Annotated in this window: 9 protein-coding genes; all 9 read right to left on the bottom strand. The window is 63.4% G+C overall.

Annotated elements, in window-relative coordinates:
• Positions 1 to 106: 106 nt before the first annotated feature.
• The 9 genes from D7Y11_RS10630 to D7Y11_RS10590 all read right to left on the bottom strand — a co-directional run bounded on the left by D7Y11_RS10630 (position 107) and on the right by D7Y11_RS10590 (position 12,851).
• On the bottom strand, positions 107 to 919 hold the full coding sequence (locus tag D7Y11_RS10630) for an alpha/beta hydrolase (protein ID WP_126933610.1): 813 nt from the start codon (positions 917 to 919) through the stop codon (positions 107 to 109).
• Positions 920 to 1,169: 250 nt separating this feature from the next.
• The gene (locus D7Y11_RS10625; protein WP_199753711.1) at positions 1,170 to 1,862 is read right to left on the bottom strand and encodes a M48 family metallopeptidase; all 693 of its coding nucleotides are present in this window, start codon (positions 1,860 to 1,862) and stop codon (positions 1,170 to 1,172) included.
• A gap of 25 nt (positions 1,863 to 1,887) precedes the next feature.
• The gene (locus D7Y11_RS10620; RefSeq protein ID WP_126933608.1) at positions 1,888 to 4,995 is read right to left on the bottom strand and encodes a type I restriction endonuclease subunit R; all 3,108 of its coding nucleotides are present in this window, start codon (positions 4,993 to 4,995) and stop codon (positions 1,888 to 1,890) included.
• Positions 4,992 to 6,245 (bottom strand): restriction endonuclease subunit S, encoded by a 1,254-nt coding sequence (locus tag D7Y11_RS10615; protein ID WP_126933607.1) that lies wholly within the window; start codon positions 6,243 to 6,245, stop codon positions 4,992 to 4,994. The genes D7Y11_RS10620 and D7Y11_RS10615 overlap by 4 nt, the downstream gene beginning before the upstream one ends.
• On the bottom strand, positions 6,242 to 8,692 hold the full coding sequence (locus D7Y11_RS10610; protein ID WP_126933606.1) for a class I SAM-dependent DNA methyltransferase: 2,451 nt from the start codon (positions 8,690 to 8,692) through the stop codon (positions 6,242 to 6,244). The genes D7Y11_RS10615 and D7Y11_RS10610 overlap by 4 nt, the downstream gene beginning before the upstream one ends.
• 807 nt (positions 8,693 to 9,499) lie before the next feature.
• Positions 9,500 to 10,738 (bottom strand): serine/threonine-protein kinase, encoded by a 1,239-nt coding sequence (locus D7Y11_RS10605; protein WP_126933605.1) that lies wholly within the window; start codon positions 10,736 to 10,738, stop codon positions 9,500 to 9,502.
• Positions 10,739 to 10,836: 98 nt separating this feature from the next.
• Positions 10,837 to 11,490, bottom strand: a complete 654-nt coding sequence (gene ddpX, locus D7Y11_RS10600; protein WP_120574539.1) for a D-alanyl-D-alanine dipeptidase — start codon at positions 11,488 to 11,490, stop codon at positions 10,837 to 10,839.
• A complete protein-coding gene (gene queC, locus D7Y11_RS10595; protein ID WP_120574538.1) occupies positions 11,490 to 12,185 on the bottom strand; it encodes a 7-cyano-7-deazaguanine synthase QueC in 696 nt (231 codons plus the stop codon). The genes ddpX and queC overlap by 1 nt, the downstream gene beginning before the upstream one ends.
• Before the next feature lie 57 nt (positions 12,186 to 12,242).
• Positions 12,243 to 12,851, bottom strand: coding sequence for a hypothetical protein (locus D7Y11_RS10590; protein WP_120593600.1), 609 nt, complete (start codon positions 12,849 to 12,851; stop codon positions 12,243 to 12,245).
• Positions 12,852 to 12,861: the final 10 nt, after the last annotated feature.

Genomic DNA, 12,861 nt, shown 5'->3' with positions numbered 1-12,861 from the left:
TGAGGACGCGATGAAACATCGCGTTGATGACACCGAGCATAATCCGGCGCTCACCGGTAGGCGCAAGGGAACGCAACGCAGGACGTCATGCGTCCTGCCGGGCCGCTCAGCTGCCGTCGAGCGCGAACCTGGCCAGCCGCGCGAGATCCTGCTGACCCTCCCGCTCCAGCACGTCGTTGTGGCCCGCGCCTGGCACGGTCACCACGAGGGCGTGCGGGAAGCGCTGGCCCAGCGTGCGGCCCATGTCCACAGGGACCACTTCGTCCTGCTCGCCATGGATGATGAGGACGGGGATGGGGATGTCCTTGGCCTTGTCGAGCGACTGGTAGCGGTCTCGCATCAGCAGCGACACAGGGAGGAAGGGGATGGTGCGCTGGCCCATGGCGACCATGGACGTGTACGGGGACACCAGCACCATGCGTGCACCGTATCCGCGCCGGGCCATCTCCACGGCGACGCCGGTGCCCAGGCTGCGTCCGCTGAGCACGATGTCCTCTGGCTTCACGCCCTGCTCACGGAGGAACTGGAGCGCGGCCTCCGCGGACGCGTACAGGCCCGCCTCGGACGGACTGCCCGGCGACGCGCCGTAGCCGGGGTACTCGACCGCGAGGAAGCCCAACCCCACGTCCCCGAGCGCCTGACCCAGGCCCTGCTGCCACAGGAGCTGCTCGCCGTTGCCGTGGAAGTGCACCACGGTGCGGGCCCCAGGAGGCGCGGGCAGATAGAAGCGGTCCACGTTGAGGCCTGAGGCCAGCGGCACCACGCCGAAGCCCGGCTGGTCGCGCAGGTTCGCGGGCTCCGTGTGGGGCGCGGGGTAGATGAGGGAGCGCTGCGCGGCGAAGAGGACCGCGCACAGCGCGAGATACAGCATGCCGGTGATAAGGATGAAGGCCATGAGGAGGCGGCGGAGGCGTTGCACGCTGGCACTCCATCACACCGCGCGCTCCCAGGGCGACACGGTTCAGATGAACATCCCGAGGGCGCTGTCCTACCGGTAGCCTGGGAACACCTTCGGACGTTGCGGCCGAACTCCGTCACCACCAGCACCGTCACGGTCTCGCGCCCAGGCCCGCCGCGAAAGCGGCCAGCGCGTTGCGTAGCTCGTCGCGGCGCATTGCGAACATGCCCTGGGTGACATCCTGCATGTTCAAGGCCGAGGACAAGATTGCTCAGTACTCCCAGGTGTCGTTCGCCAGCGGGGCCACGTTCAATGTCCGCCGGACCAGCCTCCACCTGGGCAGGTGCCTGTCCATCAGGGCGGTAAAACGGTCGTCATGATGCCGCACGATCAGGTGCACGAGTTCGTGAACGACAAGGTACTCAATGCACTCCGGCGGCTTCTTCACCAACTCCAGGTTCAGCCAGATGCGGCGGGCTTCAGCGTTGCACGAGCCCCACCGGGTCTTCATCTTCTTGATGCCCCACGCGGCGACCTCTACACCAAGCGCCGACTGCCACTTGTCGACGAGGGGCGGGATGATCTCGCGGAGACGCTCACGATACCAGCGGTGCAGCAACTGCTCACGCCGCCGGGTGTCCCATCCGGGCCGCGTGTGCAGCTCAAGAGTTCTCCGGTTGCGGAGGACGATGTGCCCAGGCCCCTGGGACTCCACGACGTCCAGACGGTAGCGCTGCCCGAGGAAGAAGTGGCTCTCGCCGCCGACCATCTCCCTCTTGGATTCGCGGTCCTGGCGCTCGAAGGCTGCCCGCTGCCGCTTGATCCACCGCAGCTTGCTGATGACGGCCACCCGCACGGCCGCGTCGGAAACCACCAGCGGTACCGCAACCCGGACCCGACCATCCGGAGGGTAGATACCGAGATGCAGATTCTTGATGTCCTTCCGGACGACGGCCACGCGCATGCCGCCCACCGTCAAGGTGTGAGCCTCAGTAGTAGTCATTCTGGTTCTTCACCAACTCCAGGATCCGCTCCACACGAGCGTCCTCCGCCTGGAGGACGGTGCTGATAGCCCTGCGGATCCTGCGCGCCTTGATGACGTTACCGCGCCACCCATCCTGCATGTTCTCCCGGACCGCAACATCGACCTTCAGAGCCAGCTCCTCGTCGTTCCCGAGGTTGTCGTAGAGCGCCCGCCTGGCGGCGGAGTCCAGCGACTTCGGATAGCTGCCTACCTTCGGACCACTCTTCGCTTGGCGGGTGAGCTCGACAATCTTCTCCAAATAATCCTGGTACCCAAGGGCATCCTTCTTGCGCTGCGCAATCAGCGCGTCAAGCAACTCAGACATCTTCTCGTAGTACTTAGGGTTGATGGGCGACTCGTCGATGATGAGCTTGCGGACGTTGTTCTCAATCGTCTCGGCGGCGGCCTTCTCCTTCTTGCGGAGAGGCTCGGGCAGTGCATTCACCGCGTCAACGCCTCTCTCGACAATCAACTGCACTAGCGACAGGTCATCGAACGCAGAGACTGTCTCGCTCTCCTCGGCACGGATGTAGGTATCGATGAGGTGACGCATCGCAGGCTCGTACTGCTTGAGGTCGATGGCATCCCCGCTGTGCAGCTTCACCTGATTGCGCAGGTTCTCATAGAATGTCACCTCGTTCTTTATTGCCGCAGCCTCCTGCTGGGAATAGCCGGCCTCCGGCATCTCGCTCGCGACGTTCGCGTAGGCCCTGATGAGCGCCGATGTGAGCTTGTACAGCGCGAGGCGTTGCGGCTCGTTCGCCTTCAACTGAGCGGCGTTGCCGTGCTCCTTCGAGGAGAAGTAGCGGTAGAAGGCCTCATCGTCACGAGGCGCTTCGACGGGCTCGCAGAGCGCGCGTACGGACTCCAGCGCCTCATCGAGTCGTTCCCTCGCCTTGCCGAGGCGGTCTTCGAGCAACCCGGCCACATCCTCCTTGTCGTACCCGTCGAACGCCCCCGACGTGTAGTCCTCAACCGCACCCTCAAGGCGCTTGAACAGGTCCTTGTAGTCGACGATGTACCCGAACTCCTTGTCATCGCCATCGAGCCTGTTCACGCGGCAGATGGCCTGGAAGAGGCCGTGGTCGCGCATCTGCTTGTCAATGTAGAGGAACGTCGCGGGAGGCGCGTCGAAGCCGGTGAGCAGTTTGTCCACGACGATGAGCAGCTTCAGTTGCCCGGGCTCGTCGATGAACTTCTTCTTCACCGCCTTCTCGAACGCCTCGACGTTCTTCACGGCTGCTTCTGGAGGCTCGTTGAACCACTCCGCGAGCATCTGGCGGTAAATGGCGTACTTCTCGAGGGCATCAGTGGCGCCTTCGCCACTCTCCTCCCCTTTGATGTCCGCGGTCCTTGGCGTGTACGAGGTGACGATGGCGCACTTGCCCGCGAGCGGCGTCTTCGAGAATAGCTCGTGGAACTTGCACGCCTCGAAGATGCTCCCCGCGACCAGCATGGCATTGCCACGGCCGCTCTTGAGGCGGTCCCGCGTCTCCATGTCAAACAAGATGTCCGCGACGATCTTCTGCAGCCGTGACTGGCTTGACAGGACCTTCTGTAACGTGCCCCAGCGCGACTTGAGCTGGGCCTTGGCCAGTGTCGTCAAACCCCGGGTCTTGGACTCAAACCACTGGTCTACTTTCTTCGGCGAGGTGAGGCTCTGGTCGATGTCGCGTGCTTCGTAGCGAAGATCGAGGACCACCCCGTCTTTCACCGCCTCGTCGAACTTGTAAGTGTGGATGTAGCGCCCGAAGATTTCGATACTTTTCTTCTTGTCGGCCTTGAGCAGCGGTGTTCCGGTGAATCCAATGAAGACCGCGCCTGGCAAGATAGTCTTCATAGCGTCGTGCAGGTCACCCGACTGTGTGCGGTGACACTCGTCCACGAAGACGAAGAGGTCACCCTTGGGCTTGAAGCCTTTGGGTAGCGCGCTCTTAATCTCGTCCACGAAACCCTGGATGTCACCGACCTCCTCGCCATCCTCCTTGGCGCCGAACTTGTGGATGAGCGAGCAGAGCAGCCACGGGCTGGTGGTGTTCACTTGGTCGAGGAGGTCCGCTCCCGACTTCGTCCGGTAAATGTTTTCGGCGACGCCTTTGAAGACCTTCTCTATCTGCTCGTCGAGTTCAGTGCGGTCGGTGATGATGAGGACACGCGAGTCCTTCACGTTCTCGCGAATCCACTTGGCCAGCCACACCATGGTGAGGCTCTTCCCCGAGCCCTGCGTGTGCCAGATGATGCCGCCCTCACGTCGTTGCACATGGGCGTGGGCGGCCTTCACGCCGAAGTACTGGTTGTGCCGGCAGAGTTTCTTGGTACCCGCATCGAACACGATAAAGTCGTGAACGAGTTCGAGGAAACGTGCCTTGGAGCAGAGCTGGCGCAGAGCCTTGTCGAGCGGGTTGTCTCCCGGGCCGTCTTCCCTCCAGGTAAGGTAATACTTTTCCTGAGTCTGGATGGTGCCGTAGCGAAGGCCCGCAGTATCGCTGCCTGCCATGACGTACTGCAGGGTTGAGAAGAAGGGCTGGATGAATTCCTTCTTCTGATTGTCGAGGTTCTGGCGGATGCCCTCGGCCACTGAGACGGTGGAACGCTTCAGCTCCAGCACGCCGAGCGCGATGCCGTTCACGTAGAGCACAATATCCGGCCGCTTGCCCTGCGCCTTTGGGTCTGCGGGCTTGACCGTGACCTCCTCGGCGATGGCGAAGCGATTGCGCTCGGGATACTTCCAGTCGATGAGCCAGACCGTCTCGGTGAGCGCACCGGCGTCCGCCTTCACCTTGACGCCATAGCGCAGCAGTTCGTAGACGGCCCGGTTGCGGTCGTAGAGGGAGAGGCTCGTGTCACTCGCGATTCTGATGAATTCGGCGATGGCACGACGCATGAAAACGTCGCCGTCTTCGCGCTCTCCATACCCCTGGTACGCAGAGAGAAAGTGCTCGAGTTGCCCCTCGATGATGTTGCGGTTGTTGCCCTCACTCAGGTCGCCGAGGTATTCGTAGCCAAGCTCATCGCAAAAGAGGTTGACGATGCGGCGCTGGGTCTTCTTCTCAGCTTGCCCGATGGCACTCATACCAAGCGCGTCCGTCCAGTCAGGAGTTCCTGCATCATTCCCTGCTTAAGTAGCCGGGTCTTTTCGCGACGCTGATTGAGCACATCGATCTCTGCATCTATGTCGGAGAGGACGGCAGCTATGGCTTTCTGCTCGTCCTGACGAGGAATCGAAACAGTCAGCGACGCCAGATTGCGAGCACTGATATGCACGACCGCATCGCCTTGACCCATACGAGCTTTCTGCACGACTACAGAAGGCTGATTCAATAGGTATCCAAGGAATTGAGGGTCATGCCCGGAAGGGCTCAAGAGAACGGTATCTCCCCCGACATAGGCCTCTTCGTGACCGAGAAAGGCCACGCACTTTCCGATTTCTTCGGCCGTTTCTCCTGACGCAGCGAATATCAAATCACCTGTCCTGAGGCGACGGCTTCTTTTCGCGACTTCGCGCGAAACAAAGGAATAAAAGGACCGAATCACGTCATTGTGCTGAGTATATATTTCCCCATACCGAACACATGGCATTCCCTCAGTGAGGACCTCGTCCTTCCGGATTCCTTTCCCTTTCGAGAAAGACCCAAGACTTCCAAGCTTCATGGTTTCCCACCGCCCACTGAATTCGGGAAGCCGCGTTCGGCCGGTGAGCAACTGCTGCATCGCTGCTTGCTTGAGGTCGCGCTTCTTGGTGATGAGTCGGTCGAGCGAGCCGAGTAGCGCGTCGACATCAGAGATCGCGGCAGCAATGGCTCTTTGCTCTGACAGTGGTGGCACCGGAACTGGAAAAGATTCCAAGATCGCCCGATCAATCTTGACCATTGAGCTACTTGAGCCACGGGCGGACTCGGAGAAATACTTACGCCCCCGGTGCGAAAGAAGATGGAGGAGTAGGTACTCGGAATTAAGAGAAGAGGAGGGGCGGACCCTCATCATCAAGTCTGGGTAGGCACAAGGCTCGGGTTCTCCTCGGTAAAGACCAGCCAGCCCGACACGTTCGGGAGTATTTGATCGGCTCACTACGATGTCGCCTGGAACCAGAAGATTATCAAGAACCCTGTCGTCATTCAAAGGCGCAGGCTTTACGCCTGCCACATTAAATCCATCCTCCGTTACAGCAGAGAGTGACAGCATCCAAACTCCTGTGGATGCAGTGGGGCAAACTGGGCTGTAGCCGTTGCGAATCGGAGTTCGCAGATGATGACCGAGCATTGAGTCAGACCAGTCGCCCGGCGAACGCTTTCCGTATGACTTGAGTGCCGCGTTCAGCTTCATACTACCCCCAGCTTCTTGAGATGCACCTTGACCCGGTCTGCAAGGACTTCCACCTCGCTGGTGAACTGTGGGAGGCTTGTTGCGTAGCGCTCAGCCAACTCGCGGATACGGGCAGTGAGGGTGTGAGACACGCGCTCAAGCTCGCCTTGCACAGCTGCTTTGAGCGCTGCTAGCCACTTGTCATCAACAACCAGCGTCTTGATCTCGTCCTCGGTCAGCTTGCCGTACCTGATAACAACCTTATTGGTAAGCGCCTCTTGGGCGGCCTTTACCTTTGCACTCACGGTCGTCTCCCTCTCGGCGAGGGCGAGATACTCGGCGAGCAGCTTGCGCTCTTCATTCTCCTCCCGGTCGGGCTTGAGTTCCTTGAGTCGCGCCACGACCGCCGCCTTGGTGATCTTGCCCTTATCGTTCTTTACTTCTTCGAAAAGCCCATCCTCGCCGCTGTTCTCCTCTGCCATCTCGTCCAAAGCCTGGGCGATTGACGCAACCTCGGACTCCAGTTCGTCGATGAAGGCTTGTTCAGCGGCGAAGTAGCGTGCGATCAGAAACGAGGGCGGGAGCAAGTCGGCCTTGAACTTTTGCCTGCCAATGATGAAGTCAGGCTTTTCCTTGCTCTTGCCATCGCCCATCAACTGGGGCCTCGCAGCCTCGCGCCAGCCTTCGCTTACGAGCTGGTACACGTCGTCCTGCATCGCCTCGGCCCAGTAGTCCATCAGGTGCTGGTAGACGTCATAAGCATCCAGCAGCGCCGCCTTCTCGAAAGTAGCCAAGAGGTCCTCAGCGAGTTCTTCGATGAGCACCTTGGGCTTGTCGCTCTTCGCGATTCTACGGAGACAAGCGGCGCTTCTTGCCTGCCACTTCGCGAAGAGCTTGGTCACATGGGTGCTCCACGCCGTGAACTCTGCGTGCTCGAAGATGGTGGTTTTGATGTCCGTGGCAGCCACCTTGAGCCGGCTGTAGCCAGAGCGGTCGGCATTCTTGAATAGGGCGGCGCGAATGCTTGGGAAGACCTGCCAGTAACGCGCAAGGGCATCAAGGTCGCGGTTCGGGATACCGCCCCGCAGGTGAGCGTCGATGTCCTGGATATCCTCGGGCTCGCTGCTATCCATGTAGCGAGAGAGGTTGAGGTTGAAGCCATTCTTCGGTTCGCTGATCTCCGCCAGCGGGACCATGCGCGAGAAGCGGGGAATCTCGACTTGGCGGGTGAAGGCGTCGACGATCTTGTGGATGTCCTGCGCTCGCAACCGGTTCTTGTTGCCGTCCTTGATGAAGCCCCTGGAGGCATCCACCATGAAGATGCCCTTGCGCGTGGCGGCATGTTCCTTGTCGAGCACGAGGATGCATGCAGGGATACCCGTTCCATAGAATAGGTTCGGCGGCAGGCCGATGATGCCCTGGATGTAGCCGCGCTTGACGAACTCACGGCGGATGTCTGACTCGGCGTTGCCACGGAACAGCACGCCATGGGGCAGAATCACGGCGCCCTTTCCCGTGCTCTTGAGGCACGCGAGGACGTGCAGCAGGAAGGCGTAGTCACCGTTTTTCTTCGGGGGCACCCCGAATGCGAAGCGGCCGTAGAGGTCGTTGCCCGGATCGAAGCCGTTGCTCCAGGCCTTGGTCGAGAACGGCGGATTAGCGACGACAAAATCGAAGGTCTTGAGCGTCCCGGTCTTCTCATCCTTGAATTGGGGTGACGAAAGCGCGTTGTCCTGCCGGATATCCCCTGTCGGGCAGTCGTGGAGGATCAGGTTCATCCGCGCCAGCGCTGTGGTGGCATTGTCCATCTCCTGGCCGTACAGGGCTAGGTCGACCCCCCTGGCGCTCTTGGCCTCATTGTGAGCCTTGAGGAGCAACGACCCGGAGCCACAAGTAGGGTCGTGGATGGATTGACCGCGGTGCTTTGCTTCGCCGAGCCCGATGACCTTGGCCATGATGCGCGAGACTTCCGCAGGTGTGTAGAACTGACCTTTGCTCTTGCCACTCTCGGTGGCGAAGTGGCGCATCAGGTATTCGTAGGCATCGCCGAGAAGGTCGTCACCCTCTGCACGGTTCCCGCGGAAGTCGAGGGCGGGGTTGTCGAAGATGGCGATGAGATTGGAGAGGCGGTCGACCATCTCCCGCCCCTTGCCGAGCTTGTCCGCATCGTTCCAGTCCGCGACGTTGATGACGCCCTTCAAGTCGTTGGCGCCAGCAAGCTTGGAGATGATCTTGTTCATCTCCTCTCCGATGTCCTTGCTGCCCTTGAGCGCGACCAAGTCGGCGAAGCTGCCCCCCTTGGGAACGATGAGGTCGTAGTCCTTCTGGCTGGCGGCCTTGTCAGAGACGTACTTTACGAACAGCAGCACGAGGACGTAGTCCTTGTACTGCGACGCGTCCATTCCTCCCCGCAGCTCGTCGCAGGACTTCCAAAGAGAAGAGTAGAGCTCGGACTTCTTGATGGGCATGGAAGAAGGGTCCTCGAAGGAGCCGCCATGAGTGGGCGGCCTAGGAAAGGCTTGCCCGGAGCAACACGGATCCTCACGCTGGTGTCAGGGCGCAGGATGGTAGGGCAGGTGATTTCCGGGGACAACGCGCATGGTGATGCAGTTCACGCCTTCCAGCTTGGCTGAATCTGGTCGGCAAGTGCCCAGCACGCACGGTGCGCAGCCTCTCGTACCCAACTTCTCACGGAGTCGCCGCGTACCGTCCTCGTCTCCGGAACGCGGAACTGGAGTGGCGGCTGAGCGCGGCACTCACGCGCATCGCGGAGCAGGATGTCAGCATTCCGGATGGCGTCGCGCGCGTAGGACGTGGCTAGTCACCTCGCCGCGCCCCTCTCCTCGGAGACGTTGCGCGGCACGAGCGCAGAGGAGCGCTCGAAGGCGACGCGCGCCGGGCCACACTCGCGCTTCTCCTCCGGCGGCGACCGGGGGAGTTCTCCACGAGTTGCTCCGTCAACATGCCCGGCGTGGGGAACGCCTAGAGCTTCGTCTCCAAGCAGGACGGCAGCGCGGCACCGGACGCGGACTGAAGCTGGGCGTCCCCCGTCCACGACCAGCCGCTTCACCTTGGCGAAGCCCCTTGCCGAAGGGCCGTATGCCAGCCTTCGCAGCACGCGCACCGCACGCGCTTCGTCGAAGGGCTCAGGCGCCTGGGGTGCCATGATCTACGACCGCGCAGGCACACGGCCACCAGGGGCCAGACAGGGAGGGCGCGCATGGTGATGCATTCAACCCCGGACGCGCCCGGAAGTTACGAGCCTGCCTTGAAACTCAGTGCAGCATCGCTCCGAAGAGCGACATGCCCAGGTTCACCGCCGACGCGATGACCAGGCCCGCGCCCACCAGACCCGCCGCCGTCAGGGCCATGGGGTTGCGGTCCGCGGCGCGCAGGCCCTTGTGCAGGGTCTTCTTCAGCATCGTGCGCTGGCAGTGCACGTGGATGCGGCCCTCCAGCGCGGCCTGCAGCTGCACCACCATGTCGTCCACGGACTCGAAGCGCTCCTTGGGGTCCTTGCTCATCCCCTTCTTCACGAACCACATCAGCTCCGCGGGCACCGGGCCCTGCGCGCTGTTCTTGTGCATGGACCCCATGTCCAGCGTGCGCTTCTGCACCGCCGTCATGATGTCCGGCACCGACTGGATGCCGTCCAGGTAGTGCGACAGCGACAAGAGCTCGTGGAAGAGGACCGACAGGCTGTAGACGTCGCTGCGCGCGTCCATCGTGTCGTGCTCGCCGCGCGCCTGCTCCGGGGACATGTAGAGCGGCGTGCCCACCACGGAGCCCAGCTCCGTGTGCAGCGGCCGGGCCGAGTGCAGGTCCGTCGGCGTGCCAGCCGGCAGGGCCCTGTCGGAGGCCGCACCCACGCGGCGCGCGAGGCCCCAGTCCAGCACCGTCACCTCGCCGAAGGGGCCCACCATGATGTTCGCGGGCTTGATGTCGCGGTGGATGAAGCCCTTGCCGTGCGCGTACGACACCGCGTGCAGCACGCCCAGGAAGATCTGCACCCGCACCTGGAACGGATAGCGCACCAGCGCGTCCAGCTCCGAGTGGCGCAGCCGGGCGATGATGGACTCCAGCGTCTCGCCCTTCAGGTGCTTCATCAGGAAGTAGTACCGGCCCTGCTCATCCACGCCCACGTCGTGCACGGGCGCGATGTTCGGGTGGTCCAGCATGCCCACCGTGCGGATCTCCTCCACGAAGCGCAGCACGCGGTCCAGGTCCGCGCCCGGAGGCAGCCGCTTGAGCGCGACCTCCCGCTCGATGTCGTGGTCGCGGATGAGCACCACCTCGCCCATGCCGCCCTGCCCCAGCGGGCGCACTTCTTCAAAGCGCTCGCGCTGCAGTGGCACCACGCTGGGCTGCTGGCCCTTCCACTCCACGCGCGGCAGCACCGTGTTGCGCCGTTGGGTCGTGGACCCACCGGGCGCCAGCGTGGGCGCCAGCGCGGCGGCTCCCGAGTTCGGAGAGATGAGCGTGTTTTCCAGGCCGACCGCGAGCGTTTGACTCATGGGACGCCAGGAATAGCAGGCACTCCCCGCGCGCGCCCACATACGCGCAGTCCATGATGCAAACGCGCGAAACTACAAGGCCAGCAGGCGGCCAGGCGTCACCCCGCGGGGGTGAAAGGCACGTCCAGCACCGGCAATTTCGTAGCGCCGGGCAGGTCGTAATGCCACCACTCCATCCGGTTGCGCTGGAAGCCGGCGCCCTCCATGGCCTTGCGCAGCACCTCGCGGTGTTCGCGTGAGGCGGGGGTGCCACCGGTGTAGCCGTGGTGCGCCGCGGGGGTGAAGTCGTCGAAGGGGGTGGGCATCTCCACCTCCGCCCCGTCCTTCGTCACCAGGGTCAGGTCCACCGCCCCACCCCGGTTGTGGTTGGAGCCCTTGCGCGGGTCCGCCACGTAGCCGGGCTTCGGCAAAATCTTCCACATCTCGTACTGCACCGCGCGCGGCCGGTAGCAGTCGAACACCTTCAGCCGGTAGCCCAGGGGGCGCAGCGCGTCCGCGGCCTGCGTCAGGCGCTTCACCGAGTCCGGCAACAACAGACACCGCGCGCCATCCGGATACACCTGCCGCTTGAGGAAGTTGTCCTTCGTCGCGTAGCGCAGGTCCAGCACCAGGTCCGGGATGACGGTGGTCGCGTCCACCAGCTCCACCTTCGGCGCGGCGGGCTTCGGCTTCGCGGCCTTCGCATCCTCTGCGAGAACAGGGGAGCTTCCGAGCAGCGCCAGGGACAGCGTGAGGCCCGCCGCGGCGCGCATCAGCGCACCCCGTCCGTGTACACGGTGGGGTCCGGCACTCCCGCTTCCTGGAAGCCCTTGGCGCGCAGGAGGCAGCTGTCGCAGCGGCCACACGCGCGCCCCTGGGCGTCCGGGTCGTAGCAGGAGTGCGTCATCCCGTAGTCCACGCCCAGCTTCACGCCGGCCTGGATGATCTGCGCCTTGGTGAGGCCGGAGAGCGGCGCGTGCACCTTGAAGGTCGCGCCCTCCACGCCCGCCTTGGTGGCCAGCTGGGCCATGGTCTCGAAGGAGCGGATGAACTCCGGGCGGCAGTCCGGATAGCCGCTGTAGTCCACCGCGTTGACGCCGATGTAGAGGTCCGTGGCGCCCACCACCTCCGCCAGGCCCAGCGCCATGGAGAGGAACAGCGCGTTGCGAGCGGGCACATAGGTGACGGGCACGTCGTGGGACATGTCGTCCTCCGAGCGGTCCTTGGGCACCGGGATGTCGTCCGTGAGGGCGGAGCCGCCCACCTGCCGCAGGTCCACCGTCACCACGCGTACGTCGCGCACGCCCATGATGGCCGCGACCTTCTTCGCCCGCTCCAGCTCCACCGAGTGGCGCTGTCCGTAGGCGATGGACAGGCACACCGGCTCGAAGCCGTCCGCCTTCGCCATCGCCAGGCACGTCGTTGAGTCCAGGCCTCCGGACAGGAGCACCACCGCACGCTTCGCCATTCCATCCTCCACTTCGGGGCGGCGCACGTTACACGACGGGGACAGGCCCCGGGTGTTTCAGTCGATGCGGTCGCCGCTCACCGTGTACACGGTGGTGCAGGTGACCGGGTTGCATTTGCAGCTCGCTCCCTTGCCCGGCAGGAAGATGTCCGTGAGCGAGCCGCACGCGAGCGACACGTCGTAGCCGTTCTCCGTGGGCGCGGGGAGGTCGCCCTCCGGCACGCCGCCGTCCAGGCGCTTGCAGTCGCGGGCCACGTTGCGCGCCTGGCTGTCGCTCAGGAGCATGACGTTCATGGCCTCCTCGATTTCGGAGTCCTCGCAGCCGGTGCCGCACGAGTCGCGGCGCGCGACGGCGCGGTGGGTGGAGGACACGCTCTGGCCGGTGTAGCCCGCGTCGCGCGAGAACCCCTGCACGGTGAAGAAGCCCGTGCCCGCGTCCGTGTCGCGGGAGAAGGTGCCCTCGAAGTAGAAGCTGCCCGCGTCGTCCAGCTGCGCGAAGTCTCGCGCGCCCGCGTCACACGTGGTGCGCGCCGCGTCCAGCTTCGCCTGGAAGCGGAACGTCCCCATCACCTGGTTTCCCGGGTAGACGGGGTCGGAGAAACAGCCCACCGCCACGGCCAGGGCCGCCGCGGGGAAGAGCGCCACTGCCAGTCGCTTCAGGTGCATGAGGCGCTCC

The organism is Corallococcus sp. AB018 (assembly GCF_003986945.1).
In the GTDB taxonomy this organism is placed as follows: Bacteria; Myxococcota; Myxococcia; order Myxococcales; family Myxococcaceae; genus Corallococcus; species Corallococcus exiguus.
Note: the sequence above shows the minus strand (reverse complement) of the source record. Positions and strands in the feature narration are given on the sequence as shown.